The organism is Streptomyces sp. BA2 (assembly GCF_009769735.1).
Classification (GTDB): domain Bacteria; phylum Actinomycetota; class Actinomycetes; order Streptomycetales; family Streptomycetaceae; genus Streptomyces.
The window spans coordinates 1,756,625-1,781,672 of the sequence record NZ_WSRO01000002.1 but is presented as its reverse complement, the minus strand read 5'-3'; the positions used below and the strand labels follow the sequence as shown (position 1 = coordinate 1,781,672).

The following is a 25,048-nucleotide window of genomic DNA, read 5'->3' as shown; positions in this document are numbered from 1 at the left end:
CGTCAGACGCGTACGTCAGACATTCACGCCGAAGTCCGACGCGATGCCGCGCAGCCCACTGGCATAACCCTGGCCGACCGCGCGGAATTTCCACTCCGTGCCGTGGCGGTAGAGCTCGCCGAAGACCATGGCGGTCTCGGTCGACGCGTCCTCGGTCAGGTCGTAGCGGGCGATCTCCACGTTGTCCGCCTGGTTGACCACGCGGATGAAGGCGCCTCGGACCTGGCCGAAGCTCTGGCCGCGGTTCTCGGCGTCGTGGATGGACACCGGGAAGACGATCTTCGTGATCTCGGCGGGCACCTGCGCGAGGTTCACCTTCACGGCCTCGTCGTCGCCCTCGCCCTCACCGGTGAGGTTGTCGCCGGTGTGCTCGACCGAACCGTCGGGGCTCTTGAGCTGGTTGTAGAAGATGAAGTGCTGGTCGGACACGACCTTCCCCGAGTCGTCGCAGAGCAGTGCGCTGGCGTCGAGGTCGTAGTCCGTGCCGGTGGTCGTGCGGACGTCCCAGCCCAGGCCGACCAGGACGGCGGTGAGGCCGGGGGCCTCCTTGCTGAGCGAGACATTGCCGCCCTTGGCCAGGGAAACTCCCACGATGTCCTCCTGAAATCCTGAGGTGAAGTGCGTACCGGCCGTGGTCAGGGCCGGAAGGTTAAATCTACAGCACTGTAGAAGTTTCGACATTGGGGGTGCCGCGTCCCCGATACCGCGTCCCGTTACGATGTGGCGCTTCCCGAGGGGGCGTCAAGAGAGCCGTCAGGAACGGTCGGAGCCGGTCGACCTGGTTGGTTCACCGGATCGACCGGCGGACCGACCGTCGGTGCGGCCGGAGTTGACCGGGGTCGATCAGAGGTCGAACTCGTGCGGCGGCAGGTCGAGGGCGAAGCACGCCTCCCGCACGACCGCCCGCTCCGTCGGGTCGAAGTCGCCGTCCGCGCCGCCGATGACGATGCCGATCTGCACCACGGCACGCGCTTCGGCGGGCTTCTTCTTCGCCTTGGCGACCTCCTGCAACACGCTGACCTTGCCGAACGCGAAGTCCGCGGTCAGCTTGTCGAGGTAGTCGTCGAAACGGCGCCGCAACTCGTCGGCGGGGAAGTTCTGCAGCACCTCGTTCGTGGCGATGAGCTGGGCCACGCGCTGCCGTTCGGACGGGTCGATGGAGCCGTCCGCGGCCGCCACGAGGGCGCACATCGCCATACTGGAGTCGCGGAAGGCGCCGCTCTTGAGGTCGTTCTTCTTCGCCATGAGCTGGGTCTGCATCGTCGATGCGGATTCCTTGACGCGGTCCCACAGGGCCATGAGAGCTCCGTACGTTGATAGCTAGTTTCTACAGCACTGTAGAAACTAACAGGAGTGCCGAGAAGTTCCACGGAAGGCAGGGAGACCGGCGATGACACGGACCCCACAGCATCTGCTCGACGACGTGGTGGCGCAGCTCGCGCCGGACCCGGCGGCCAATCCGCTCGTCCCGCGCCTCGCGGACGGCACCGCGAACCGTTCCGCGATCACCGCTCTCGCTCTGGAGCAGCGCTCCGTGATCCCCGCGGACCGCCTCTCCTTCCTGCACCTGGCCGAACGCTCGGCCGCCACCGGAGAAGAGGCGTGCGCGGCCTTCTTCCGCACCCTCGCCGAAGGCGAGACGCTCGCCTTCGACCGGCTCGGCGCCCTGATCGAGGCCTGCGGCGTGGACAAGACCGACGCCGACGCGTACGAACCGCGCGCGGGCTGCCAGGCCTATCCGGCGTACGTGGCCTGGCTCGCCCTGAACGGCGATCCCGTCGACGTGGTCCTCGCCCTGACCGCCAACTTCGCGTCCTGGGGCGCCTATTGCGCGACGCTCGCCCGTGCGCTGCCGACGCGCTACGGCTTCAGCGAGGAGGCCTGCGGCTTCTTCGTCTTCTTCGCCGAGCCCGCGCCCGACCTGGAGCGGCAGGCACTCGCCGCGGTGCGCGCGGGCATGGACCGGGGCCTCGACGCGAGCGGGTCCGCTCTGCGCTACGGGAAGCTCCTCCAGCGGTACGAGGCGATGTTCTGGGAGACGCTCGCCTAGCCGGCGCGCGGCCTCTGACCGCATCTGCCCCCCCCCGCCTCAGTCTCCGCCCCCCCGGCTCGCCCTACTCCCCGCGCAGCTCGGCAAGTTGGGCAACGAGCCCGCGGACCAGCGCGTCGAGCCCCGAAGCGAACGCGTCCTCGGCCCGCCCCGCCTTGTCACCGCCGACGGCGCTCTCCAGCGCCGCCGCCAGGACGGGCACCTGTGGCGCGTGCCCTGCCGGGTCGATCATCAGCGGCGGCGCCACGAGGTCGAGCGCCGAACCCAGGAGGAACGACTCGACGCTGGTCATGGCCGCGATCAGCCGCTCCCGCGGCCAGCCGCCACGGGCCAGCGCCGCCACGACCGCCTCGTACATGCTGAGTGTGGCCGGTGAGCTGATGGTCGTGGTGGCCAGCAGGTCGATGGAGTGCGGATGCCTGGCGAAGGCGTCGCGGTACGAACGGGCCCACGCGGCAAGGGCGTCGGGCCACGGCAGCGTGTCGAAGGCGGAGACGTCCATCTCCTCGACGATCAGACGCCGTACGCCCTCGATGACCTCGGCGCGGCCGTCCAGATGGTTGTAGAGCGATGCGGTCTTCACGCCGAGCCGCGCGGCCAGGCGGGGCAGGCTGAACGCGTCGGATCCCTCGGCGTCGATCAGCGCGAGGGCCTCCCGCGCTATCAGGTCCGCGCTGAGCACCGGTATGTGCGGTCTCCCTCTGCCCATGGCCTGGCAACTCCCCTCTTCGGACGAGGGCTTCACAGCCGCCCGTGTGCAGAGTACGGTCCTGCCGAGCCTGAACTAAAGGCTTTAGTTTTCGGACCTGCTGTCTGACCCCTTGGAGCGCCCGCGTGACCGCACCCACCTCCGGCTCCGCCAAGGGCCTGAGCGGCGGTGCCGTCGGCACCGGCGACCTCGTCTTCTTCGTCGTGGCCGCCGCCGCGCCGCTGACCGTGATGGCCGGAGTGGCCCCGCTGGCGATCGGCATGGCGGGTCGGGCGGCGCCCCTCGGCTACTTGATGTCAGGGCTGCTGCTCATCGTCTTCGCGGCCGGATTCACCGCGATGAGCCGCTTCGTCCGCAACGCCGGCGCCTTCTACGCCTACATCGGCCGCGGGCTCGGACGCCCCGCGGGAGCCGGGTCCGCGTACGTCGCGCTCTTCTCGTACAACGCCATCGAGGTCGGACTCCTTGTCGCCTTCGGCTGGTTCACCGAGTCAGGGTTCGAGGATCTGACCGGGGTCCGCGTGGCCTGGTGGATCTGGGCGCTCGCCGGGCTCGTCGCGATCGGTGTGCTCGGCTATCTGAAGGTCACGCTCAGCGCCAAGGTCCTCGGCGTCGCCCTGGTCCTCGAAGTCCTCGTGCTCCTATTCCTGGAGGCCGGAGTCCTCGCGCACGGCGGCGGGCCCCAGGGACTCGACCTCGGCACGCTCTCGCCGGAACACCTGGGCGGTTCGGGGGTGGGCGGCATGTTCGTGCTCGCCGTCGGCGCCTTCGTCGGGTTCGAGGCGACGGCCATCTACGCGGAGGAGGCGCGGGAGCCGGAGCGCACGGTGCCGCGGGCCACCTACATCGCCGTGGCGTTCCTCGCGCTCTTCTACACCTTCACGGTGTGGACGATCATCAACGCGTACGGATCAGACCGCGCCCAGGCCGTCGCCGACGGGGAGGGCGGCGCCGACATGGTCTTCACGGCGACCGAGCGGTTCGCGGGCGCCTGGGCCGCCGACTCCATGCACGTACTGATCATCACCAGCGCCTTCGCCGCGACCCTGGCCTTCCACAACGGCGCCGCCCGCTACTTCTACGCCCTGGGCCGCGAGGGGCTGTTACCGCGCCGTCTCGCCGCCGTGTCCCCGAAGACGCGGGCGCCCGCCACGGCGGTCGTGACGCAGTCGGCCCTCGCACTGGCCGTGGTCGCAGTGACCCTCGTGAGCGGCGCCGATCCGTACACCGTCACCTTCCTGTGGAGCAACGGCTCCGGCATCCTCGGCGTGATGCTGATGCAGGCGTTCGCCGCGCTCGCGGTGTACGGCTTCTTCCGGCGCGACCGCAGGGGCATGCCCGCCTGGCGGGTGGTAGCGGCACCGCTGATCGCCTGTGCGGGCCTCGCGGTGCTGATCGCGCTGGTGTGCGCCAACCTCGATCTCCTGACGGGGGCTTCGGGCAGCGTCAACGCCGCGCTCATCGCGCCGCTGCCCGTGCTGTTCGTGGCGGGAGTGGCCCTGGCCCTGAGGATCCGACAACGCGAACCGCGGGCGTACGAACGGCTGACGACAGTGGACGCGGAGAGCGTGTGACGGAGGAACGGAACACCATGGAGGGGCAGGCAAGCATGGCGGACGAGACGGTGACGCGGGTCTTCCTGGGGCGGGTGCGCACCGGAAGCGATGTCCACGCGGACAGCACGGCACTCGCCGTACGCGGCGGACGTGTCCTCGCGCTCGGGGACGAGGCCCGCGCGCTCGGGGAAGTCGCGGACGAGGTGGTCGAGTTGGGGGACGGGCTGCTCCTTTCCGCCTTCGGCGACGGCCACGCCCACCCCCTCTTCGGAGGGTTGGAGAGCTTCGGCCCGCAGATCAAGGACCTCACCTCGGTCGACGCGATCGTCGCGGAGGTCGGGCGGTGGGCCGAAGCACACCCGGACGCGGAGTGGATCGTCGGCGCGTCCTACGACCCCGCGCTCGCTCCCGACGGCGAGTTCGACGCCCGGTGGCTGGACGCCGCGGTCGCCGGGCGGCCCGTCGTGCTGCGGGCCTGCGACTACCACACGGTGTGGTGCAACTCGGAGGCGCTGCGCAGGGCCGGTGTGCGGGACTCGACGCCGGACCCGCGCCTCGGCTGGATCGTCCGGCGCCCCGACGGCTCCCCGATGGGCACCCTGCGCGAGTGGCACGCCTGCGACCTGGTGCTCGACCAGGTGCCCGCACGCGAGGAGGCCGAACTGGTCGAAGCCGTGCGTCGCGCGGGCCTGGCGTACGCGCGAGCGGGCATCACCTGGGTGCAGGACGCCTGGGTCGAGCCGGAGATGGTGGAGGCCTATCTCGCGGCGGCCAGGCAGGACGCGCTGAGTGTCCGCGTCGACCTGGCCCAGCGCGCCGACCCCGATCGCTGGCGCGAGCAGCGCAAGCAGTTCGACGCGGCACGTGCGCGCGTGACTGCCGAGGGCGGCCCGCTGCTGTCCGCGCGCACGGTGAAGTACTTCAGCGACGGCGTGATCGAGGGCGGTACGGCCGCCCTGCTCGACCCCTATCTGGACGCGCCGCACAGCTGCGGCATGCCCGTGTGGGAGCCGCGCGCGCTCGCCGAAGCGGTGTGCGCCTTCGACGCCGACGGCTTCCAGACGCACATCCACGCCATCGGCGACGCGGGCGTACGGGCCGCACTCGACGCGGTGGAGTCCGCGGTCCGCGCCAATCCGGCCTGGGACCGGCGGCCGGTGATCACCCATGTCCAGCTCGTCGCCCCCGCCGACCTGCCGCGGTTCGCCGCACTCGGCGTCATCGCCAACTTCGAGCCCCTGTGGGCACAGCCCGACCCGCTCCAGACCGACCTTTCGATGCCGCGGATCGGCGCGGAGCGGTCCGAACGGCAGTACCCGATGGGGGAGTTGGCGCGCGACGGGGCGCGACTCTCCTTCGGCAGCGACTGGCCCGTCAGCTCGTACGAGCCGCTTGAGGGCATCCAAGTCGCCGTCACCAGGCGCACGTTCGACGGTGATCCGGAGGGCGGCTGGACCCCGCACCAGCGGCTCACCGTGGAGCAGGCGCTCGCCGCGGCCACCAGCGGTGTCGCCCACCAGGCCGGCGCGGACGACCGCCTCGCGCTCGTGCCCGGCGCGCCCGCGGACCTGGTCAGGCTCTCCGCCGATCCGCGCACCGTGGACCCGATGGCCATCCGGCATGTGCGGGTGCTCGGCACGTGGCTCGGCGGGGACCCTACGTACCGGGCGGGGCAGGCGTGAGGGGCAGGACGATGGCGGTGACCGCTATGCCGTCACGTATCAGCCAGTCGCCCCGGAAACCTGTCAGCTCGCGCCCCGCCACCGTCGGCCCGGGGACGAGGAGCGCCGCGGTGAACGTGCCGTCCGGGGCCAGGTCCACCCGCGCCTCCTCGAAGCCGAGCCAGCGGCCCGTGAGCGGGAACCACGTCTTGTAGACGGCCTCCTTGGCGCTGAAGAGCAGCCGGTCCCAGGGGACGTGCGGATGCCGGCTGCCAAGGTCGGCGAGGGCCGCGCGCTCCGTCTCGTCCGAGACCAGCCTCAGGACGTCGGCGTCGCCGAGCGGAGCGGCCGGCTCCGCGTCGATGCCGACGGAGGCGACCGCCGAGGCGCGGGCCACGACGGCGGCGCGGTAGCCCGCGCAGTGCGTCATGCTGCCGACGATGCCCTCGGGCCAGCGCGGCGCGCCCTTCGGCCCCGGCAGGATCGGCCCGGCCGGCACGCCGAGCCCGGCCAGGGCGGTGCGGGCGCACTGCCGGACCGTGGCGAACTCGCTGCGCCGCTTGTCCACGGCCCGCGCCACGACCTCCGCCTCCTCGGGAAAGAGGAACAGCTCGGCCGGGTCCTCGCGGGTCTCCACGACGGTGACGGGCGCAGCGGCGAGCAGCGACTGCAACACGTCAGTACGGCTGGGGACTTGGCGCACGTGATTCGAAGGTGACGTCACAACGGATCACCGTACCGGGGCCTCGGTGTGAGCGGGGGCCTACCCTGGCGGGATGCACGACGAGTACCGCACAGTGGCCCGCGAGGCCGTGCACGAGACCGAGATCAACCGCTCGCGCTTCCTGTGCGCCCTCGCGCCCGCCGCCACCGAGGAGGAGGCGCAGGACTTCGTCGCGCGCATCCGCAAGGAACACCCGTCCGCCTCGCACAACTGCTTCGCGTACGTCATCGGGGCCGACGCGGGGGTGCAGAAGGCGAGCGACGACGGGGAGCCCGGCGGGACCGCCGGTGTGCCGATGCTCCAGATGCTGCTGCGCCGCGACATGCGGTACGTCGTGGCCGTCGTGACCCGCTACTACGGCGGGGTCAAGCTCGGCGCCGGCGGGCTGATCAGGGCCTACGGAGGAGCGGTCGGCGAGGCGCTCGACGCGGTCGGCACGCTGACCCGCAGACGCTTCAGGCTCGCCACCGTCACGGTCGACCACCAGCGCGCGGGCAAGATCCAGAACGATCTGCGCTCGGCGGGGCGCGAGGTGCGCGACGTGCGGTACGGGGACGCGGTGACCATCGAGATCGGCCTGCCCGACGCCGATGTCGAGGCCTTCACGGCCTGGCTCGCGGACGCGACCGCGGGCAGCGCGGTCTTCGAGCTCGGGGGAGAGGCGTACGGGGACCTCTGACCCCGGCGGAGCGCTCGCGACGCCGGGCGGGCGCCCGAGCCCAGGCGTGGATGCGTGCGAATGGGTAGAATTCGGGCATGGGAGAGCGGCCTGTGGCGCCGACTGCGCCCGAACTCGTCCTCGAGACCGACAACGGCTCCACGGTGATGAGTCCGAGCCGGGACTATCACGTCGGGCGCGACCCACTGAGCGACATCGTCATCGACGACGCGCGCGTCTCCTGGCACCACGCCGTCCTGCACGCCGACCTCGACCACTGGACGATCGAGGACGAGCACAGCACGAACGGCACGTACGCCGACGGGCAGCGCGTCCAGGAGTGGGGCGTCGGACCGGGCAGCGTCCTGCGCTTCGGCAGCGTCACGGACGGCCCGCGCGCGGTACTCGTCGGCCGTGAGCCGCCCCCGCCCGCCGCCCCCGAGCGCCCCTCCGCCGTCCGCACCCCCTCGGCCACCGGCACCTTCCGGCAGCCGACGAGCGTGCGCCCGCTGCCCGCCCGTACCGTCCGCATCGGCCGCGCCGCCGACAACGACCTGGTCATCGACGATCTGGTCGTCTCACGCCGCCACGCCGAGCTGCGGGTCCTCGACGACGGTACGTACGAGATCGTCGACCTCGGCAGCCACAACGGCACCTACCTCAACGGCCAGCCGGTCGGCCGCGCCCCCGTATCGCCCGGGGACATCGTCGGCGTCGGCCACCGTGCGTACTGCCTGGTCGGCGACGAGCTCCAGGAGTACGTCGACACCGGCGAGGTGTCGCTCGACGTCCAGGAGCTGACGGTCGCCGTCGACAAGGGCCGCAAGACGCTCCTCGACCGGATCTCCTTCCCCGTCGGCGAGAAGTGCCTGCTCGCCGTGGTCGGTCCCAGCGGCGCCGGAAAGTCCACCCTCCTGAACGCCCTCACCGGCCTGCGGCCCGCCGACGACGGCACGGTCCTCTACGACGGCCGCGACCTCTACCGCGACTACGCCGAGCTCCGTCAGCGCATCGGCCTCGTGCCGCAGGACGACATCCTGCACGCGCAGCTCACCGTGCGCCGGGCCCTCGGATACGCCGCCGAACTGCGCTTTCCCCAGGACACCGAGAAGGCCGAACGCCGGGCCAGGGTCGACGAGGTCATCCGCGAGCTCGGCCTCGAACAGCGCGTCGACCAGCCCATCCACAGCCTCTCCGGCGGCCAGCGCAAGCGCGTGAGCGTCGCCCTCGAACTCCTCACCAAGCCGTCCCTGCTCTTCCTCGACGAGCCGACGTCCGGGCTCGACCCCGGCATGGACCGCTCGGTGATGCACATGCTGCGCGGGCTCGCCGACGACGGCAGGACGGTCATCGTCGTCACGCACAGTGTGCTCAGCCTCGACGGCTGCGACCGGCTCCTCGTGCTCGCCGCGGGCGGCAGGATCGCCTACTACGGGCCGCCGCGGGACGCGCTCCCGTTCTTCGGCTTCGAGGAGTGGCCGGAGGCGTTCGAGGCCTTCGAGGGGGATCACGACCGGGACTGGGCGAGGGAGTACCGGCGCTCGCCCTTCCACCAGCAGTACATCGTGAACTCCTCCACGCAGGCTTATCTGCCGCAGGTGGACGCGGGCCCGGTCGCCGCGTTCGCGCCCCCGCCGAAGGCGCAGAGCTGGGGGTCCCAGCTGCGGACGCTGGTGCGGCGTTACGCGGCCGCGCTCGGCGCCGACCGGACCTTCCTGGCGATCATGATCGCGTTGCCCTTCGTGATGGGAGCCATGGCCCGCGCGCTGGCCGGGAGCAAGCTGACGCAGGAGACGGCGATGAACGCGCTGCTCATCCTCTGCGTGGGCGGCGTCCTGACCGGCGCGGCCAATGCCGTGCGGGAACTGGTCAAGGAGCGCGTCATCTACCGGCGCGAACGGGCCGTCGGGCTCTCCAGATCGGCGTATCTGATGTCCAAGGTCGTCGTACTGGGAACGATCACCATCCTTCAGGCCGTCGTGCTGACCCTGGTGGCGCTCCTGGGCGTGGACCTGAACGCGCCGGGCGGCAAGGGAGTGCTGCTCCCGCCGCTGGTCGAGATCACGCTGGCGGTGGCGATGCTGGCGTTCACGGCGATGATGCTGGGGCTCCTCGTATCCGCCATGGTGCGCAAGGAAGAGGTGACGATGCCGCTGCTCGTGCTGCTGGCCATCGTCCAGGTGGTGTTCTGCGGCGCGCTCCTGAAACTCCACGGGGTGCCCGGGGTGGAGCAGCTGGCGTGGCTGGTCCCTTCCCGGTGGGCGCTGGGCGCGATGGCGGGGACGATCGGCCTCGGCAGGATCGTGCCGGGAGAGCTGACCGCCGATCCGCTGTTCCGCCACTCCGCGGGGATCTGGCTGCTCAACATGGGCATGCTGCTGGCCCTTTCGGTCGTGTTCGGTTACGTGGTCGCCAGGCTGCTGAGACGGCACGAACCGGCGGTCATGCGGAAATAGCAAGCGGGGAGCACGGGAGATCAGGAGCGGACGAGATGACTACTGCGGCGGACTTCCGTCCCACCCATGTCGTCCCCCAGGACGGGCTGCTCGCCTGGGAGGCACCGGACGTGAACCGCCCGACGGCGCCACTGGACGCGCTGCTGCCGGTACAACTGGTCGACAGGCTAGGCGACTGGGCCCGCATCGTCTGCGCGAACGACTGGTCGGCCTGGGTGGACGGCCGCCTCCTGATCGCGGTACCGAGCGACCCGCCGGCCGCGGGCCACCCCCTGACCCGCACGGCGGACCCGGCCCCGCTCCTGACGCGAGCCGAGGAGGCACTGGGCCGCTACCGCCGGGCGACGGAGGAACTGGCGTCCGGCGGAACCGACGGCGAGACGTTCCGCAGCAGGACGCGCGGACTGCGGGTGGGCGTGGTCGTGGACGGCGAGTCGATGTGGCTCTACGACGCCGAACACGAGCGATGGGTGTACTGCGACGGAACCCGCCTCAGCACGTACGCGGCGGCAAAGGATCCGGGCGCCCACGATGACGGCGCGGGCGGGGCCCCGGTGAGCGGCGGTGAGACCGGGACTCCGGACCCGACGCAGGTGGTGGCCGAGGCGGACGCGGGCCGGGGGCATGCTCCGTACGGCGAGGACGGCACCCGTCGGGTGGCGCCGGTGAGCGGCGGCGGGACGGGTTCTGGAGGCGTGGGAGATCCGGAGCCGACTCAAGTGGTTGAGGCTGCCCGCGATCCGGGTCAGGGCGATGCTCCGTACGGCGAGGACGGCACCCGACGAGTGCCGCCCGTGGGCGGAGGCGCGGGGGGTCCGGAGCCGACGCAGGTCGTTGAAGCCGTGGCTGATCCGGGGGAGGGGCGTGCTCCGTACGGTGAAGGAGTCACCCGTCGTATCCCGCCCTTCACCGGCGATCCTGATCCGGCGGTTCGGTCCGGTGACGCCTGATGGGAACCGCGCCGCGCGACGACGTGTCGTCGAGCCCGAGTCTCCATTCCGGGCGGCCGTCCGAGCTGATCGGGAAGCAGATCGCGGGCTACCGCGTCGAGGGCGAGATCGGGCGCGGCGGGATGGCTGTCGTCTATCGCGCCAAGGACCTGAGGCTTGACCGGACCGTTGCCTTGAAGCTGCTCGCCCCCGAGCTCGCGCGCAACGACACCTTCCGGCAGCGCTTCACGCACGAGTCACGCGTGGCCGCCGCGATCGAGCATCCGCACATCGTGCCCGTCTTCGAGGCGGGCGAGACCGACGGCGTGCTCTACATCGCCATGCGGTACGTTCCCGGGCTCGACCTGCGGCATCTACTCGACGGATCGGGGCCGCTCCCCGTAGGGGCTGCCCTCCGCATCGCCGCCCAAGTCGCCTCCGCGCTCGACGCGGCCCACGATCACGGCCTGGTCCACCGTGACGTCAAACCGGGCAACATCCTCGTGGCCAAGGGCACGGACAGCGACCACCCGGAGCACGTCTACCTCACGGACTTCGGCCTGACGAAGAAGTCGCTGTCGCTGACCGGCTTCACGACCGTGGGCCAGTTCGTCGGAACCCTCGACTACGTGGCGCCCGAGCAGATCTCGGGCCGCCCCGTGGACGGCCGGTGCGACGTCTACAGCCTCGCCTGCGTCGTCCACGAGACCATGGCAGGCGGGCCGCCCTTCCAGCGCGACGACGACATGGCGCTGCTCTGGGCCCATCAGTACGACCAGCCGCCCCGGCTGACGGAGAAGCGCCCCGGGGTTCCCGCGGCCCTCGACGGCGTCCTCGCGAAGGCGCTGGCCAAGCGCCCCGAGGACCGGTACGGCTCCTGCCTCGAATTCGCGGCCGCCCTGCGCGCCGCGGCCACCGGAAGCGCGGAGGGGCACGCCCCCACGCAGGTGGATCTGGGGGTCGTGGAAGCCCCGGCTGACCCGGGAGGGCCTCCGGAGCCGCCGAGCTGGGCGCGGCCGGTCTTCCGGCGGCTAGGACGGTGAGGAACCGTCCTGCCCCACCTCACCGCGCCGGTGGACGGGACGCGCGAGCAGCCCGCCGATGAAACCGGTGACAAGACCCCACGCCACGGCGAGGATCAGCGCGGTCCCCAGGTTCGGGTGGAGTTTCACCAGGCCGGACAGGCCGCCGCCCAGATCCCCGATGCCCAGGAGCGACAGACCGTAATGGGCGGAGAGGCGGGCCAGCAGACAGACGGCGAGCACGGTGAGGGTCAGCGCCACCGCCATGTGCACGGCGTGCTGCCAGGCCCGCATCCGGGCAGGTGAGCGCGCCGCCATCAGGAACGCGGCCCCCATGACCAGGACCGCCGCGACGACAAGCAGCCACCACACCCGGCCGTCGTGGTCGGAGAGCGTCCGCAGACTGAGCGTGGAGTCCTCCGGGGTGCGCAGTACGTCGTCGAGGACCTTCGGCATGGGCAGTCCGAACGGCCCGTCCACGCGGCCCTCCCAGGACGCGCCGAGCCCGATGGTGAAGGCGAGCCAGACGAGGTTGGGAAGCCCGAGCAGCAGCACCGCGAGCGTCTCGGCGGCATGCCCCTTGGTCACCGCCACGACCACGCCGATGACCAGCCCCAGGGCGACGTACGAGAGCAGCAGGACCACCATGGCGTACGCCGCGGGACGCACCGACTCCTGGAAGCGCACGAGGCGGGCCGGGAGCGGGGCCCCGCGCGAGACCAGCAGCGCCACGGCGAGGACACCCGCCAGCCACAGCAGTCCGAAGAGGATGGTCAGGGGTACGTCGGTCTCGAAGCCGACCTTGGGCGTTGCCCCCAGCGCGTCACCGATGTCGGACGCGGTCCCCTCGCCGAGCGAGATCGTGAACCGGTGGCGGGCCAGCAGGCCGAGGCCGATGAGCAGCAGTACCCACAGCGCCGCGAACCGTCCCGCCCAGCCGGCCAGTTCCCTGGTGTCGGCGACGGCGCGGTGCCGCAGCGGCCTGAGGAACCCGGCGGCGATCACCAGAGCTCCGGCAAGGGTGACCGAGAGGGGCAGCACGGAGAGCCCGGCGTTCGTCTCGGCGATCGCCCCGGCGTCGCCGGAGAGCCCCACGGAGCCGCCGACCGCCATCACGACGACGGCCGCGACGACGCTGGGAAACGCGCCGCCCGGCAGGTCCGCCGCCCCTGCGGCCCACAGGCCGAGCGCGGCGACGACGGCCATGGCCACCAGCGCGGCGAGCACGGCGAGCAGGGCGTGGATCCAGCCGTGGGGTGCCCGCCGGTTCTGCGGCGCCCGCTGCGCGGCTGCCCGCCCGGGCGGTTTCTGGTCGCTCACGTTGTCACGCTAAGCAGCGCGGCGGCGGTCCGCCCCTCGGGAGGGCCGACCGCGCGGCCGACCACGGGGCCGACCGCGTCGGCTTGCGGGCTCCCGGGAAGCGGGACACACAATAGGCGCGTAACGGAAGAAACCGTACGTAGCGGTCTCCTACGTCCCCTACGCAGGGAAGAAGTGTTCGTGAGCGCCGAACCGCCGTCGTCAGGACGCCCCACAGGACCCCCGTCCGGCCCGCTCTCGGGCCCTTCGCAGCCTGGGGCGACCCAGGCCGGTTCGACGCCGCCGCCCGGCGGGGACCGGTCGTCGGGCCCGCCGAGTGGCCCACCCGGCCCACCCGACCGACCCGGTCCGCCGAGCGGTGCGAGCCCCGAGCCGGGCCCCGGCGGCGGTCCTGAGCCGGAGCGCCCCTGGTGGAAGTCGGCGCCGCGCGTGGCGGCGATTTCGCTCGTGCTCGTGGCCGCGGTGGTGCTGACCGTCGTCCTCACACGGCCCGACGGCACCTCGAAGTCCGGCGGCGACGTCGCCCTCCAGCCCGCCGGGAAGCAGGGCCCCGACCCCTTCACCGAGTCGACGGCCCGGGACGACGCCACGCCGCCGTCCCCCAGCGCCCTGCCGAGCTCGACCGCCTCGGCCAACGTCACACGTGGCGTCGACGGCGCCGCTCCCGGCCTCTACGGCGGGACGCGCAAGGTCGGAAGCTGCGACGTGGAGAAGCAGGTCAGCGCCCTGAAGGCGGACCCGGCGAAGAACAAGGCGTTCGCCTCGGTCCTCGACATCGAGGCCTCCGCCGTCCCCGCGTACCTGCGTGCGCTCACACCCGTACAGCTGCGCATGGACACCCGCGTCACCAACCACGGCTACCGCGACGGCGCCCCCACCGCCTATCAGGCCGTCCTCCAGGCCGGGACCGCCGTGCTCGTCGACGACCGGGGCGTGCCGCGCGTGCGCTGTGCCTGCGGCAATCCGCTGCTGCCGCCCGTCGCGCAGAAGAGCGCCCCGAAGCCGACGGGCGACGCGTGGCCCGGCTACAAGTCGTCGAACGTCGTGGTCGTGGCACCGGCCACCCAGGTCGTGAACGTCTTCGTCATGTACGACCCAGAGAGCGGCGACTGGTTCGAACGTGACAAGGGCGACACGGGCGCCGGTGACACGAAGACCGAGCCGCCGGTGAACCAGCCGTCCCCCTCGCCGTCCGAGGCCCCGTCCTCGGCGTCCCCGTCGTCACCTTCCGCCTCCCCGTCCTCAGGCGAGCCCTCCTCGCCGCCCGCCTCGTCGGCGCCGCAGACACCCTCATCGGAGCAGGAACAGCCGCCCTCCTCGCAGCCCGCGCAGCCGCCGTCCGCACCGGTGACAGATGGAGGTTCGTGATCGAGCAGGTGCCCACAGGCGCTAGCGTGGTGGGTGCTGTCGGCGAGGCCCGTGCTGGGGCGGTCCTCGATCCGGGGCGTGGGAGGGGAGAGCGAGCATGTGGGCCGGAGCGGCGTCTTGAGAATTCTGCACACGTCCGACTGGCATCTGGGCCGGGCGTTCCACCGCGTGAACATGCTCGGCGCCCAGGCCGAGTTCATCGGCCACCTGGTCGCCACCGCGCGTGAGCGCGAGGTGGACGCCGTCGTCGTGTCCGGGGACGTCTACGACAGGGCGGTGCCGCCGCTCGCCGCCGTGGAACTCTTCGACGACGCGCTGCACCGCCTCGCGGACCTCGGCGTCCCGACGGTGATGATCTCCGGCAACCACGACTCGGCACGCCGCCTCGGCGTCGGCGCCGGACTCATCGGCCGCGCGGGCATCCATCTGCGCACCGCGCCCGCCGCCTGCGCGGACCCGGTGGTCCTGGCCGACGGCCACGGGGACGTGGCGTTCTACGGCCTGCCCTATCTCGAACCGGCACTGGTCAAGGACGAATTCGGGGTGGAGCGGGCCGGACACGAGGCGGTGCTCGGGGCCGCCATGGACCGGGTGCGCGCCGACCTCGCCGACCGCACGCCGGGCACCCGTTCCGTCGTCCTCGCCCACGCCTTCGTCACCGGCGGCGAGGCGAGCGACAGCGAGCGCGACATCACCATCGGCGGGGTGGCCGCCGTGCCGTCGGGGGTCTTCGACGGCGTCGACTATGTGGCGCTCGGCCACCTGCACGGCAGCCAGGCCATCAGCGAGCGCGTGCGCTACTCGGGCTCCCCGCTGCCGTACTCGTTCTCCGAGTCCGCGCACCGCAAGAGCATGTGGCTCGTCGACATCGGCGCCGCCGGGGAGATCGCGGCCGAGCGGATCGACTGCCCGGTGCCGCGGCCCCTCGCCCGCATTCGCGGCGACATCGAGACGCTGCTCGCCGACCCGGAGCTCGCCCGCCACGAGGAGGCCTGGGTCGAGGCGACACTCACCGACGCGGTGCGGCCCGACGACCCCATGGCCCGCCTCTGCGAGCGCTTCCCGCACACCCTCAGCCTCGTCTTCGACCCGGAACGCGCCCCCGAGGACCCGGACGTCTCGTACGCCCAGCGTCTGAAGGGGCGCAGCGACGAGCAGATCGCGGAGGACTTCGTGTCCCATGTGCGGGGAGCGGGACCCGACGTACGCGAACAGGCGGTGCTGCGGGCGGCGTTCGACACCGTCCGTACCGACGACACGCTGCGCGAGGTGGCCCGATGAGGCTGCACCGGCTGAGGATCACCGCGTTCGGCCCCTTCGGCACCACCCAGGACATCGACTTCGACGACCTCTCGGCCGCCGGGCTCTTCCTGCTGCACGGACCGACCGGCGCCGGGAAGACGTCCGTCCTGGACGCCGTCTGCTACGGCCTGTACGGCTCGGTGCCGGGCCCCCGGCAGGGCAGCGGCCAGGGAGTGACGCTGCGCAGCGACCACGCGCGGCCCGAAGCGCGGACGGAGGTGTGCCTCGAACTCACCGTCGCCGGACGCCGGTTGGAGGTCACCCGGCAGCCGCCGTGGGAGCGCCCGAAGAAGCGCGGCACCGGCACGACCATGGAGAAGGCGCAGAGCTGGCTCCGCGAGTACGAGTACGAGGCCGCCGGTGGGGGTGGCGGCGAGGGTGGCGGTGAGTGGAAGGACCTCAGCCGCTCCCACCAGGAGATCGGCGAGGAGATCACGCAGCTGCTCGGCATGAGCAAGGAACAGTTCTGCCAGGTGGTGCTGCTGCCCCAGGGCGACTTCGCGCGTTTCCTGCGGGCCGACGCCGAGGCCCGCGGCAAACTGCTCGGGCGGCTCTTCGACACGCGCAGGTTCGCCGCGGTCGAGCAGCGCCTCGCCGAGCAGCGGCGCGACGCCGAGGGCGCGGTGCGGGAGGGCGACGGGGAGCTCCTCGCCGACGCGCACCGGATGCAGCAGGCCGCCGGGGGCGACCTGGAGGCCCTGGAGCATGCGGAGTCGCCGCTGCCCGACCTGTCGCCCGGCGACCCGGGGCTCGCCGAGTCCGTCCTGGCCTGGGCCGCCGTCGCCCGCACCAGCGCCCGCGAACGGCGCACGATCGCCGCGTGCGCCCTCACGGCCGCCGAGTCCGCGCAGGCCGCCGCGGGGCGCCGCCTGGACGACGTACGCGAACTCGACCGGCTGCAGACGCGGTTCGCCCAGGCGCAGGAGCGGGCGGGGCGCCTTCAGGAGCGCGCGGACGAGCACCGGCAGCGGCAGACCCGGATGGAGCGGGGCCGCAAGGCCGAGACGGTCGCCCCCGCGCTCGGCCTTCGCCGGGCCACCGAGGAGGAACACCGCCGCGCGAGCGCCGACGAGGCACGCGCGCGTGGGCAGCTGCCCGCCACGTTCGCGGACTCCGGCGCGTCGGGGCTCGCCGCCGCCGCGCGCAAGGTCGCCGAAGAACTCGGCGGCCTCGAATCGGCCCGGCGCGCCGAGCGGCGCCTCGCCGAACTCGGCACGGAGCGCGCGTCCCTGGAACGCGAGGAGCGGGCCGACGACGAGCTGCTGCGCGAGGCGGCAGGCTGGCTCGACGGCTGGGAAGCGAACCGGGCCGCGCTCCAGGAGCGCATCGATTCCGCCCAGGAGGCGGCGACGCGCGCGGAGCACATCGCGGGCCAACTGGAGCCCACACAGGGCAGGTTGGACGCGGCCCGCCGCCGTGACCGCCTCACGCAGGAGGCTGCCGTCGCGTACGAACGCACCCTCGCGGCCCGCGAGCGTGCCACCGCGGCCCACGAACACTGGCTCACCCTGAAGGAGCAGCGTCTCACCGGCATCGCGGCGGAACTGGCCGCGGGCCTGACCGACGGCAACCCCTGCGCGGTCTGCGGAGCCACCGAACATCCCGCGCCCGCGCCGAAGTCGGCCGGTCACGTCGACCGCGCCACGGAGGAGTCCGCGCTTGCCGCCTACCGGCAGGCGGAGGAGTTGCGCGCGCGGGAGGAGCGGCAACTCGGCGAGTTGCGCGAGTCGTTGGCGGCGGCCGGGGCGGCGGCGTCGGGGTCGTCCGCCGGGGAGTCGGGTGCCGAAGAGTCGAAGGCTGCCCCGCAGGGGCCCTCGGTCGAGCAACTCGCCGTACTCGTCGAGGAGTTGCGAGGTGAACACGCCGGGGCGCGCAGCCGCGCCTCCGGGCTGCACGCCGCACGGGAAGCCCTCGCTCAGGCCGAGCGCGAGCACGACCGCAGGGTCTCCGTGCAGCAGGAAGCCGCTGTGCGGGCCGCGTCCCGCGCCACTCTGCGGGACGCCCTGGAGCGCGAACAGGCAGGCCTGAGCGTCGAGTTGACCCGTGCGCGGGGAGCCAGCGGCAGCGTCGCCGCCCGAGCCGCACAACTGGAGCGGCAGGCCGCGCTCCTGACCGAGGCGTCAGAAGCCGCGCGCGTCGCCGACGACACCGCCCAGCGGCTCAAGGACGCCGACGCGCGACTCGCCGACGCGGCCTTCCGCGCCGGGTTCGACACGCCGGGGGACGCCGCCGACGCCCTGCTCGACGACGCGCGCCACCGCGAGCTCCAGCAGCGCATCGACGCGTGGCGGAACGAAGAGGCGGCGGTGCGTTCCCTCCTCGCCGAGCCCGACGCGGTCGCCGCGGCACAGCAGCCGCCCGCCGACCTCAGGGCCGCCCAGGAAGCCGCCGAGCAAGCTGACCGGCGGGCCCGCGCGGCCGCTTCCGCACTCGACGCGGCCACGCGGCGCTGCGCCGAACTCGACCGCCTCTCCGACCGGTCGGCCGCAGGAGCCCGGCGGCTCGCGCCGCTGCGCGCCGAGTACGACCGCGTGGCGCGCCTCGCGGGACTCGCCGCGGGCACGTCGGCGGACAACGAACGCAAGATGCGCCTGGAGTCCTACGTCCTCGCGGCCCGCCTCGAACAGGTCGCGGCCGCGGCGACCGCACGGCTGCGGCGCATGTCGTCGGGCCGCTACACCCTCGTCCACTCCGACGACCGTACGGGGCGCGGCCGTTCGGGCCTCGGGCTGCACGTGGTCGACGCGTGGACGGGGCGCGAGCGCGACACGTCCACGCTCTCGGGCGGCGAGACCTTCTTCGCCTCGCTCGCCCTCGCGCTCGGTCTCGCGGACGTCGTCACCGACGAGGCGGGCGGCGTACGGCTCGACACGCTCTTCATCGACGAGGGCTTCGGCAGCCTCGACGACCAGACCCTCGACGAGGTCCTCGACGTCCTCGACTCCCTTCGGGAGCGGGACCGCAGCGTCGGCATCGTGAGCCACGTCGCGGACCTGCGACGCCGCGTCCACGCTCAGCTGGAGGTCGAGAAGGGACGCGCGGGGTCGGTCGTACGGCAGCGGGGCGGCGGGGTCTGAGCCGCCGGGGTCAGCGGCCCAGAGGGCGCCTCGGCAGGGGAGAGGAGTAGACGATGCTGGTGGTCACCGACCCCAGCGCGCCGATCTTCCCCGCGACCTCCTCGAGGTGACCCATCGAGCTCGCCGCGACCTTGATCACGAAGCAGTCGTCGCCGGTGACGTGGTGCGCCTCCAGGATCTCCGGGGTCACTTCGACCAGGTCGTGGAACGGCTTGTAATTGCCGTTCGGGTAGCGCAGGCGCACGAACGCCAGGATGGGCAGACCAAGACGCTCCGGGTCGACCACGGCCGCGTACCCCTGGATCACGCCCGCCTCCTCCAGGCGGCGGACCCGTTCGGTGACGGCGCTTGCGGACATGGAGACGGCGCGTGCCAGCTCGGCGTAGCTGGCGCGGCCCTCACGCTGGAGGACGTCGAGGATGCGCCAGTCGGTGGCGTCCGTGGAATAACCGGTCATGCCTGAGAGGTAACAGGGGAATCCCCGGCCGATCAAGAGGTACGCCGGTGATCGGCTCTTCTGGGTGGGCGGATTCGCCCGTAGATTTTTGGCCATGAGCACAGTGACGAACACAGAGCCGACGACCGCCACGAGCCCCCAGGCAGCGGCCGCGGGCGCCCGGAACGCCGTCCTGCGGGTGGTCCCCGCCGCCCCGGCAGCCGCCGCCGCGTACTTCGGCGCGAGCCTTGCCTTCCACGCCGACGTGTCCGACGTCGCCGCGGCGCTGTCCGCCGACGGCGACCCCGGCTTCGTCGTGATCGACTCCCGCTCGACGGCGTCCTGGGACCAGGGCCACATTCCCGGCGCGATCCACCTCCCCACCGCCCTCATCCCCGAGCAGGCGGAGCAACTCCTCGACAAGTCGGTCCCGGTCGTCACGTACTGCTGGGGCCCCGGCTGCAACGGCGCGACCCGCGCGGCCCTCGCCCTCGCCCAACTCGGCTTCCAGGTGAAGGAAATGCTGGGCGGTTTCGAGTACTGGGCCCGAGAGGGCTTCGAGTTCGAAACCTGGGAGGGCAGCGCGCGCCGCACACCCGATGCCCTGACGGCCCCGCTGGACGCGGACGACTGCGGCTGCTGAGGCCCCTTAAAGGGCCGACAACTCGTCCACCAGATCGTCGAGCCCCAGAGACCCTTGCGACAGCGCCGCCATGTGCCAGGCCTTCGCGTCGAAGGCGTCCCCGAGCCGGCGCTGCGCGTTCTCGCGGCCGAGGAGCCAGGCCCGCTCGCCCAGCTTGTAGCCGATGGCCTGGCCCGGGATGGAGAGGTAGCGGGTCATCTCGCTCGCCACGTAATCCGTGGGACGGCTGCAGTGCGCGTCGTAGAACTCCTGCGCGAGGTCAGGTGTCCAGCGCTCGCCCGGGTGGAAGGGCGAGTCCGCCGGGATCTCCAGCTCCAGGTGCATGCCGATGTCGACGATGACACGCAGCGCCCGCATCATCTGGGCGTCCAGATAACCGAGCCTGCGCTCGGCGTCCTTGAGGAAGCCGAGCTCGTCCATGAGCCGCTCCGCGTACAGCGCCCAGCCTTCCGCGTTGGCGCTGACGATGCCGATGGTCGCCTGGTAGCGGGAGAGGCTCTCCGCGACGTGCGCCCACTGCGCCAGCTGGAGGTGATGGCCGGGCACGCCCTCGTGGTACCAGGTGGAGACCAGGTCGTACACGGGGAAGCGGGTCTCGCCCATCGTCGGCAGCCACGTCCGCCCGGGGCGCGAGAAGTCCTCCGACGGACCCGTGTAGTACGGCGCCGCGGCGCCGCCCGGCGGGGCGATGCGGGACTCCACCTTCCGTACCCGCTCGGCGAGTTCGAAGTGCGTACCGTCAAGCGCCTCGATCGCCTCGTCCATCAGCTCCTGGAGCCAGACCCGCACCTCCTCCACGCCCTCGATGTGCGTGCCGTGCTCGTCGAGGTGGGCGAGCGCCACCCACGGGGTGGCCGCGCCGGGCACGATCTTCTCGGCCTCGGCGCGCATCTCGCCGAGCAGCCGGTGGAATTCGGACCAGCCGTACGCGTACGCCTCGTCCAGGTCCAGATCGGTGCCGTTGAAGTAGCGCGACCAGCGGGCGTAGCGCTCGCGGCCCACCGTGTCGGGGGCACCCTCGATCGCGGGCGCGTACACGTCCCGCATCCAGTCGCGCAGCGCCACGACCGACGCGGTGGCGGCGCGGGCCGCGGCGTCGAGCTCGGAGCGGAGCGCGTCCGGGCCCTGCGCGGCGAACTCCTCGAACCAGCCGCGGCCCTCGTCGCCGCCAGGTCCCGCCCACTCGCCGAGTTGCTCGATGAACACGGCCGTGGGACGCGGCGCCGCGAACAGCTCGCGCTCCAGGCCGAGTTCGAGAGAGGCGCGATATCCCTCGTACGCGGCCGGCACGGCACGCAGCCGTTCGGCGATCGCCGCCCAGTCCTCGTCCGTCTCCATCGGGGTCACGGTGAAGATCTCGCGCACCGCGTGCGGAATCGTATGCAGATTGCCGACCGCGCGCAGTCCCTCATCCGCGTCGTGCACGGCGAGTTCGGCGGTGAGCCGCTCCCGCAGGAGCCGCGCGCACCGGCGTTCGGCGTCGCTGTCGGCGCCGGGCGCGCGCTCTGCCTCGTCGAGGCGGGCGAGCGTCGAGCGGGCAAGTTCCGCGACGGCGTCCTGGCCCGCAGGGGAGGTGTCCGGGAGCTTGCTGTGGCTGGCCTTGACGCCGAGAAACGTGCCGTTGATGGGGTCGAGGGCGATGAGCTCGTCGACGTAGGCGTCGGCGACCTGGCGAGGCAGCGGGCTCCCGCTCTCGCTCGTGTTCGGGCTCGGGATCTTCGTGGCTGACATGCGGACATCCTCATACGCGAGGCGCGTCCCCGTCATCACGATTGGCCGGAGGCCTCTCCTTGGTCATCGGCTCCCGGCCCCGGCGGCAGGAGCGGACCGCACTCCCACTGCTGGAAGATCAACCGCGTCTCCACGCGTGCCACTTCACGCCGCGCGGTGAACTCGTCGAGGACGAGCCGCTGGAGGTCCGCCGTATCGGCCACCGCCACGTGCACCAGATAGTCGTCGGGGCCCGCGAGATGAAACACGGAGCGGGACTCCGGCAGCGCCCTGATCCGCTCCACGAACGGCCCGACAAGCTCCCGCCGGTGCGGCCTGACCTGCACGGAGAGCAGCGCCTCCAGGCCGCGCCCGAGCTTCCCCGGATCGAGGCGCAGCTGGTGTCCGAGGATCACGCCGGAGCGGCGCAGCCGGGAGATACGGTCGAGGCAGGTCGACGGCGCGACGCCGACCTGGGCCGCGAGATCGCGGTAGGTGATCCGGGCATCGTTCTGCAGCAGCCGCAGTATGCGGAGATCCACCGGGTCCAGTACGACAGAATCAGCCACTTGCCGAACGTAGCACGGGGTTCAACTACCAGCCACCGGCCTTTGTTCAGGCTGTCGGGCATGGACACGAACACGGAACCCCGCACCGGATCCGGCCACCCGGCCGCCAGGCAGGCATCGCCCGCTCCGCGCGCCCTCGCTACCGAGGCCGTGCACGCCGGACGCGACGACCTCGCCGGACTCGGCCTGCACGCCGCGCCGATCGATCTGTCCACCACCTACCCGTCGTACGACACCCGTGGCGAGGCGGCGCGCATCGACGCCTTCGCCGCCGACGGCGCCCTGGACGATGGACCGCCCGTCTACGCCCGGCTCGCGAACCCGACCGTCGCCCGTTTCGAGACGGCTCTGGCCCGGCTCGAAGGGACGGAGAGCGCGGTCGCGTTCGCGAGCGGCATGGCGGCGCTGACCGCGGTCCTTCTCGTCCGGGGGGCGGCAGGCCTGCGCCATGTCGTCGCGGTCCGGCCGCTGTACGGCTGCAGCGACCACCTCCTCACGGCGGGGCTCCTCGGCTCCGAGGTGACCTGGGTCGACCCCGCGGGGATCGCGGACGCCATCCGGCCCGACACGGGTCTGGTCCTTGTCGAGTCGCCCGCCAACCCGACCCTCGCCGAACTCGATCTGCGCGCGGTGGCCCACGCCTGCGGCACGGTGCCACTCCTTGCCGACAACACCTTCGCCACGCCCGTCCTGCAACGGCCGGCCGAGAGCGGGGCGCGGCTCGTGCTGCACAGCGCCACCAAGTACCTGGGCGGCCACGGCGACGTCCTTGGGGGAGTGGTCGCGTGCGACGAGGAGTTCGCGCGGCAGCTGCGGCAGGTCCGGTTCGCCACCGGCGGGGTGCTGCATCCGCTCGCCGGTTATCTGTTGCTGCGGGGCCTTTCCACGCTGCCGGTGCGGGTGCGTGCCGCCTCCGCGAACGCGGCGGAGCTGGCGCGGCGCCTGGCCGCCGATCCGCGCGTGAGCCGCGTGCACTATCCGCGGCTCGGCGGCGCCATGGTCGCCTTCGAGGTCGAAGGCGACCCGCACGCGGTGACCGCCGGGGTGCGGTTGATCACCCCGGCGGTCAGCCTCGGCAGCGTCGACACGCTTATCCAGCATCCGGCGTCCATCAGCCACCGCGTCGTCGACCCGGCGGACCGGCGGTCGTCGGGCGTGAGCGACAAACTGCTGCGCCTCTCGGCCGGGCTCGAGGACATCGATGACCTGTGGCAGGACCTCGACCGCGCCCTCGGCCCTCAGCCTTCGGGCACCCGTGCGGCAACCACGGCTCCCCGGGTCAGTGCTGCTCCGCCCGCCCCTGCGGCTGGTCGTACGGCAGTCGCGAACTCACCGGCGTGACTTCGAGGCGCGCGGTGATGACCAGCGTGCCCTCCTCGATCTGGTAGTCGAGGGGGAGCCCGAGGCCGCGCATCGCGGCGACCATGCCCGTGTTGGACGCCTGCGTCACCGCGTACACGCTCTCGCAGCCCGCCTCGACCGCCATCGTCACCAGGCGGCCGAGCAGCTCGCTGCCGATGCCGCGGCGCTGCCAGTCGTCCTCCACGAGCAGCGCGATCTCGGTCTCGTCGCCGTCCCAGAGCAGATGGCCGAGGCCGACGATGCGACCGGACGCGGTCCGCACCGCCAGGGTGCGGCCGAACCGCGGGCTGAGCAGGTGGTTGAGGTAGCGGTCGGCGTCCCGCACGGGGCCGTGGTAGCGCATGCCGAGGGTGCGCTGCGAGCAGCGTTCGTGCATGGCCTTGGCCGCGGCGACGTCGGCGGTGTCGGCCCGGCGTACGGTGATGGAACTGCCCTCGGCGAGGGTCAGTACGTCCTGGCTGCGCGGGATGCGCGGGCCGAGCCGGGTGTCGAGCTCGACCAGGGCACGCGCGCGGGCGAACTCGGTGGGCGTGAACGGCAGGTAGGGCCGCTCCACGGTGATCACTTCGCCGTCCGGCGCCTGGAGCCGCAGCACCGTCCCTTCGCCTTCCAGGGCGCCCTCGACGGGTGCGCCGTCGGCGGGCTTGTCCACCGGCGGCCCGGACGCGCCCTGCGCCTTCGCGGGCAGCGATCGGATGGTGCAGCGGCCCAGCAACTGCCGCAGTGCGAGGGGGAGTTCGGCGGCGTCCAGGGCGGTGCGGGTGGCGAGTCCGAGGATGCGGGTGGGGGCGTCCACCAGGTCGTGGGCGTCCGCACGCTCGATCCAGGTGCCCGAGCCGCCCGCGTGCGCGACGCCCCGGGTGATCTCGGCCGCGGGCAGGTCGGCGGGGGCGCGCAGCAGGAACTCGTCGACGGTGCCTTCGGCCAGCGGGTGCGCCTGGAGGCTCAGGATGTCGACCTTGCCGTGGGCGAGGGCGGTGCACAGGGAAGCGAGCGAGCCCGGCTCGTCCCGCACCGTGGTGCGCATCCGCCACAGGGCCGTCGCCCCTGCGGACGACTCCGTGGCGATGGCCCCGGCGCGCTCCATGGGCCCGGCCTGCTCCACGGCCCCGGTCTGCTGCCCGGCGGTGAGCGGCCGGGCGCCGGTATCGTCCCCCGTCGGGGGCGCATGGTTGTGGCGGCGTGCCCACCATGTGTGGAACCCGACCGTGGCGAGCAGCGCCACGGCCGAGATCACGAGCAGGGCGGGGCCGTCGGGGCCGTGCCCGATCATGTTCGCCACCGCGTCCGCCACGGCCACGGCCGTGAAGAGGGCGGCGAGCTCCACCAGATCCCGCCGCCAGTGGTGAACGGGACGGCCGTGTTTGGTTCGTGTCACATCAGGCATGTCAGCACTCATACAGCCACTGTGGAGGAAGGGTGTTGCGTGATCACGAACGTTTTGTGACTGATGAGTTAAGACACCTTCTGCCCGTTTAGTTCATCTTTGGCCTTTC

21 protein-coding genes are annotated in these 25,048 nt (G+C 72.4%); 12 read left to right on the top strand and 9 right to left on the bottom strand.

What is annotated here, in order from left to right:
* Window positions 1–15: 15 nt before the first annotated feature.
* Together E5671_RS10585 and E5671_RS10580 are read right to left on the bottom strand one after the other, a co-directional pair.
* Complete coding sequence (locus E5671_RS10585) at window positions 16–591, bottom strand: TerD family protein (RefSeq protein ID WP_160503593.1); 576 nt, start codon at window positions 589–591, stop codon at window positions 16–18.
* A gap of 252 nt (window positions 592–843) precedes the next feature.
* A complete protein-coding gene (locus tag E5671_RS10580; protein ID WP_160503592.1) occupies window positions 844–1,299 on the bottom strand; it encodes a tellurite resistance TerB family protein in 456 nt (151 codons plus the stop codon).
* Between the two features lie 91 nt (window positions 1,300–1,390).
* On the opposite strand from E5671_RS10580, the gene E5671_RS10575 reads away from it, so the two are divergent.
* The gene (locus E5671_RS10575) at window positions 1,391–2,050 is read left to right on the top strand and encodes a transcriptional regulator (protein ID WP_160503591.1); all 660 of its coding nucleotides are present in this window, start codon (window positions 1,391–1,393) and stop codon (window positions 2,048–2,050) included.
* Window positions 2,051–2,114: 64 nt separating this feature from the next.
* On the opposite strand, the gene E5671_RS10570 is transcribed toward E5671_RS10575, so the two are convergent.
* Window positions 2,115–2,759 (bottom strand): TetR/AcrR family transcriptional regulator, encoded by a 645-nt coding sequence (locus E5671_RS10570; RefSeq protein ID WP_160503590.1) that lies wholly within the window; start codon window positions 2,757–2,759, stop codon window positions 2,115–2,117.
* 125 nt (window positions 2,760–2,884) lie between these two features.
* Here E5671_RS10570 and E5671_RS10565 point away from each other — a divergent pair, with 125 nt between their 5' ends.
* Both E5671_RS10565 and E5671_RS10560 read left to right on the top strand, forming a co-directional pair.
* On the top strand, window positions 2,885–4,333 hold the full coding sequence (locus tag E5671_RS10565) for an APC family permease (RefSeq protein WP_336605728.1): 1,449 nt from the start codon (window positions 2,885–2,887) through the stop codon (window positions 4,331–4,333).
* Complete coding sequence (locus tag E5671_RS10560; protein ID WP_336605727.1) at window positions 4,330–5,997, top strand: amidohydrolase; 1,668 nt, start codon at window positions 4,330–4,332, stop codon at window positions 5,995–5,997. The genes E5671_RS10565 and E5671_RS10560 overlap by 4 nt, the downstream gene beginning before the upstream one ends.
* On the opposite strand, the gene E5671_RS10555 is transcribed toward E5671_RS10560, so the two are convergent.
* Window positions 5,972–6,652: a 4'-phosphopantetheinyl transferase superfamily protein gene (locus tag E5671_RS10555; protein ID WP_160510104.1), complete on the bottom strand. Its 681-nt coding sequence runs from the start codon at window positions 6,650–6,652 to the stop codon at window positions 5,972–5,974. The genes E5671_RS10560 and E5671_RS10555 overlap by 26 nt on opposite strands.
* 100 nt (window positions 6,653–6,752) lie before the next feature.
* Between E5671_RS10555 and E5671_RS10550 the strand changes: the two genes are divergently transcribed.
* The 4 genes from E5671_RS10550 (at window position 6,753) to E5671_RS10535 (ending at window position 11,786) form a co-directional block, all read left to right on the top strand.
* On the top strand, window positions 6,753–7,379 hold the full coding sequence (locus tag E5671_RS10550) for a YigZ family protein (RefSeq protein ID WP_160503589.1): 627 nt from the start codon (window positions 6,753–6,755) through the stop codon (window positions 7,377–7,379).
* A gap of 77 nt (window positions 7,380–7,456) precedes the next feature.
* Window positions 7,457–9,814: an FHA domain-containing protein gene (locus tag E5671_RS10545; RefSeq protein WP_160503588.1), complete on the top strand. Its 2,358-nt coding sequence runs from the start codon at window positions 7,457–7,459 to the stop codon at window positions 9,812–9,814.
* 35 nt (window positions 9,815–9,849) lie between these two features.
* Window positions 9,850–10,764 (top strand): hypothetical protein, encoded by a 915-nt coding sequence (locus E5671_RS47395; protein ID WP_336605726.1) that lies wholly within the window; start codon window positions 9,850–9,852, stop codon window positions 10,762–10,764.
* Window positions 10,764–11,786, top strand: coding sequence for a serine/threonine-protein kinase (locus tag E5671_RS10535; RefSeq protein ID WP_160503587.1), 1,023 nt, complete (start codon window positions 10,764–10,766; stop codon window positions 11,784–11,786). Before E5671_RS47395 ends, E5671_RS10535 begins: the two co-directional genes overlap by 1 nt.
* On the opposite strand, the gene E5671_RS10530 is transcribed toward E5671_RS10535, so the two are convergent.
* Complete coding sequence (locus E5671_RS10530; protein ID WP_160503586.1) at window positions 11,775–13,085, bottom strand: streptophobe family protein; 1,311 nt, start codon at window positions 13,083–13,085, stop codon at window positions 11,775–11,777. The two genes, E5671_RS10535 and E5671_RS10530, sit on opposite strands and share 12 nt — an antisense overlap.
* A gap of 180 nt (window positions 13,086–13,265) precedes the next feature.
* Here E5671_RS10530 and E5671_RS46175 point away from each other — a divergent pair, with 180 nt between their 5' ends.
* From E5671_RS46175 to E5671_RS10515, 3 genes are all read left to right on the top strand, one after another.
* A complete protein-coding gene (locus E5671_RS46175) occupies window positions 13,266–14,453 on the top strand; it encodes a DUF6777 domain-containing protein (RefSeq protein WP_336605725.1) in 1,188 nt (395 codons plus the stop codon).
* A gap of 117 nt (window positions 14,454–14,570) precedes the next feature.
* Window positions 14,571–15,734, top strand: coding sequence for an exonuclease SbcCD subunit D (locus E5671_RS10520; RefSeq protein ID WP_160503585.1), 1,164 nt, complete (start codon window positions 14,571–14,573; stop codon window positions 15,732–15,734).
* Window positions 15,731–18,832, top strand: a complete 3,102-nt coding sequence (locus E5671_RS10515) for an AAA family ATPase (RefSeq protein ID WP_160503584.1) — start codon at window positions 15,731–15,733, stop codon at window positions 18,830–18,832. The genes E5671_RS10520 and E5671_RS10515 overlap by 4 nt, the downstream gene beginning before the upstream one ends.
* Before the next feature lie 10 nt (window positions 18,833–18,842).
* On the opposite strand, the gene E5671_RS10510 is transcribed toward E5671_RS10515, so the two are convergent.
* Window positions 18,843–19,289: an Lrp/AsnC family transcriptional regulator gene (locus E5671_RS10510; protein ID WP_160503583.1), complete on the bottom strand. Its 447-nt coding sequence runs from the start codon at window positions 19,287–19,289 to the stop codon at window positions 18,843–18,845.
* 103 nt (window positions 19,290–19,392) lie between these two features.
* Between E5671_RS10510 and E5671_RS10505 the strand changes: the two genes are divergently transcribed.
* On the top strand, window positions 19,393–19,911 hold the full coding sequence (locus tag E5671_RS10505; protein ID WP_443032783.1) for a rhodanese-like domain-containing protein: 519 nt from the start codon (window positions 19,393–19,395) through the stop codon (window positions 19,909–19,911).
* A gap of 6 nt (window positions 19,912–19,917) precedes the next feature.
* Here E5671_RS10505 and E5671_RS10500 read toward each other — a convergent pair whose 3' ends face one another.
* Window positions 19,918–21,642, bottom strand: coding sequence for a DUF885 domain-containing protein (locus tag E5671_RS10500; RefSeq protein ID WP_160503581.1), 1,725 nt, complete (start codon window positions 21,640–21,642; stop codon window positions 19,918–19,920).
* Window positions 21,643–21,677: 35 nt separating this feature from the next.
* Window positions 21,678–22,190 carry a winged helix-turn-helix transcriptional regulator gene (locus tag E5671_RS10495; RefSeq protein ID WP_160503580.1) on the bottom strand — a complete coding sequence of 171 codons (513 nt, stop codon included), beginning with the start codon at window positions 22,188–22,190 and terminating at the stop codon, window positions 21,678–21,680.
* 60 nt (window positions 22,191–22,250) lie between these two features.
* Between E5671_RS10495 and E5671_RS10490 the strand changes: the two genes are divergently transcribed.
* Window positions 22,251–23,531, top strand: a complete 1,281-nt coding sequence (locus E5671_RS10490; protein WP_160503579.1) for a trans-sulfuration enzyme family protein — start codon at window positions 22,251–22,253, stop codon at window positions 23,529–23,531.
* Here E5671_RS10490 and E5671_RS10485 read toward each other — a convergent pair.
* Complete coding sequence (locus tag E5671_RS10485; RefSeq protein ID WP_160503578.1) at window positions 23,470–24,951, bottom strand: GNAT family N-acetyltransferase; 1,482 nt, start codon at window positions 24,949–24,951, stop codon at window positions 23,470–23,472. The two genes, E5671_RS10490 and E5671_RS10485, sit on opposite strands and share 62 nt — an antisense overlap.
* Window positions 24,952–25,048 lie beyond the last annotated feature (97 nt).

Coding starts and splice junctions, on each gene's coding strand:
- E5671_RS47395 (WP_336605726.1), top strand. CDS start 9,850: ATGACTACTGCGGCGGACTTCCGTCCCACCCATGTCGTCCCCCAGGAC.
- E5671_RS10490 (WP_160503579.1), top strand. CDS start 22,251: ATGGACACGAACACGGAACCCCGCACCGGATCCGGCCACCCGGCCGCC.
- E5671_RS10485 (WP_160503578.1), bottom strand. CDS start 24,951: ATGAGTGCTGACATGCCTGATGTGACACGAACCAAACACGGCCGTCCC.
- E5671_RS10570 (WP_160503590.1), bottom strand. CDS start 2,759: ATGGGCAGAGGGAGACCGCACATACCGGTGCTCAGCGCGGACCTGATA.
- E5671_RS10535 (WP_160503587.1), top strand. CDS start 10,764: ATGGGAACCGCGCCGCGCGACGACGTGTCGTCGAGCCCGAGTCTCCAT.
- E5671_RS10500 (WP_160503581.1), bottom strand. CDS start 21,642: ATGTCAGCCACGAAGATCCCGAGCCCGAACACGAGCGAGAGCGGGAGC.
- E5671_RS10510 (WP_160503583.1), bottom strand. CDS start 19,289: ATGACCGGTTATTCCACGGACGCCACCGACTGGCGCATCCTCGACGTC.
- E5671_RS10545 (WP_160503588.1), top strand. CDS start 7,457: ATGGGAGAGCGGCCTGTGGCGCCGACTGCGCCCGAACTCGTCCTCGAG.
- E5671_RS10580 (WP_160503592.1), bottom strand. CDS start 1,299: ATGGCCCTGTGGGACCGCGTCAAGGAATCCGCATCGACGATGCAGACC.
- E5671_RS10550 (WP_160503589.1), top strand. CDS start 6,753: ATGCACGACGAGTACCGCACAGTGGCCCGCGAGGCCGTGCACGAGACC.
- E5671_RS10515 (WP_160503584.1), top strand. CDS start 15,731: ATGAGGCTGCACCGGCTGAGGATCACCGCGTTCGGCCCCTTCGGCACC.
- E5671_RS10575 (WP_160503591.1), top strand. CDS start 1,391: ATGACACGGACCCCACAGCATCTGCTCGACGACGTGGTGGCGCAGCTC.